Genomic DNA, 1,362 nt, shown 5'->3' with positions numbered 1-1,362 from the left:
TGAAGTGAACCCAAAAAGTTAGACACAAAAGTTTAAATAACCTGCAGGGTATGTGTTCGGTATTGAACTGGACTCATACCTTTTAGTTTTATCTTCAAACGCTTGTGGTTGTAATAGTGAATATAATCTTCTAGTTCCTGTTTAAAATGATCCATACTCTCGAATTCGAGGAGATACAGCAACTCGCTTTTAAGCAAACCAAAGAAGTTTTCCATGACAGCATTATCTAGGCAATTTCCTTTGTGAGACATGCTTTGTGTAATGCCGCATTGCTTCAATGCATATCGGTATTGACTCATCTGATAGTGCCATCCTTGATCTGAATGGAGGAGTGGGGCTTCGCCCTCTCCCAACTGTACGAAAGCTTTGTCTAGCATCTTAGAGACAAGGGAATATACAGGACGCTTTTCCACCTGATAAGCAACAATCTCCCCATTGTATAGGTCAAGAATAGGCGATAAATAGAGCTTTTCACCATTCAGGTGAAATTCAGTTATATCGGTTACCCACTTCTGATTTGGCTTAGTCGCTTGGAAATTACGTGCTAGGATGTTAGGAGCAATCTTTCCAGCATTACCACGATAAGAACGATACTTCTTTATACGTACTAAGCATTTCAAGCCTAGTTCCTTCATGAGACGAAATACCGTTTTATGATTCAATATATAACCTTGATTTCGTAATTCCCATGTAATTCGACGATAGCCATAACGACCTTTATGTTCATGAAAAATCGAAGCGATTTTTCCCCTCATCTCTTTATATTTATCAGGTTTCTTCATCTGTTTGAACCAGTAATAGTAGGTACTACGAGCAATACCTGCAATTTTTAATAGAGCATTTATAGGGTAGTTATGCCTTAATTCATAGATCACTTGGGCTTTGTCTTGTTGGCTAACTTTTCCCTGTCTTGAACTAAGGCATTCAACTTTTTTAGATAGTCATTCTCCATTTCTAAGTGTCTAATTCTCTCTTGTAATGCCTCTTCTGTACTTAATTCCTGATTCTTCTTTGACTTCTTTTTCATGGATGGACGCCCCTTTTTCTTCGATCTAAGAGCGTCTATCCCTTGTGTTTCACACAAGTGTCGCCAAGTCCATACGGTTTGAGGAGAAGGTATGTTGAAAACAGCGGCTGCTCTCCTAATGGACGCTCCCGTTTCGTTTATAAAATTAAGTACATCCATTTTAAACTCAACAGAGTGATTTGCAAATCTTTTCTGTAAAGATTGGTAACCATGTTCTCGATATAGCGATACCCATTTTCCTAAATCATCTTCTCCTACTTGATACTGTTGAGCCACCGTTTTGTATGATCCCATACCGTTTATATAGGCTTTCACAGCTTCTAATTTTGTCTCAA

Annotated in this window: 1 protein-coding gene; it reads right to left on the bottom strand. The window is 38.4% G+C overall.

Going from position 1 to position 1,362, the window contains the following annotated elements; translation table 11 throughout:
• Nucleotides 1-32: 32 nt before the first annotated feature.
• A protein-coding gene (locus tag EDD57_RS14210; RefSeq protein ID WP_131850071.1) for an IS3 family transposase occupies nt 33-1,362 on the bottom strand; the annotation gives its coding sequence in 2 pieces (ribosomal slippage) (nt 33-937 and nt 937-1,362; 1,331 coding nt annotated over the 2 pieces). This gene is flagged as partial in the annotation.

This window comes from Baia soyae, from assembly GCF_004341445.1.
In the GTDB taxonomy this organism is placed as follows: domain Bacteria; phylum Bacillota; class Bacilli; order Thermoactinomycetales; family Thermoactinomycetaceae; genus Baia; species Baia soyae.
Note: the sequence above shows the minus strand (reverse complement) of the source record. Positions and strands in the feature narration are given on the sequence as shown.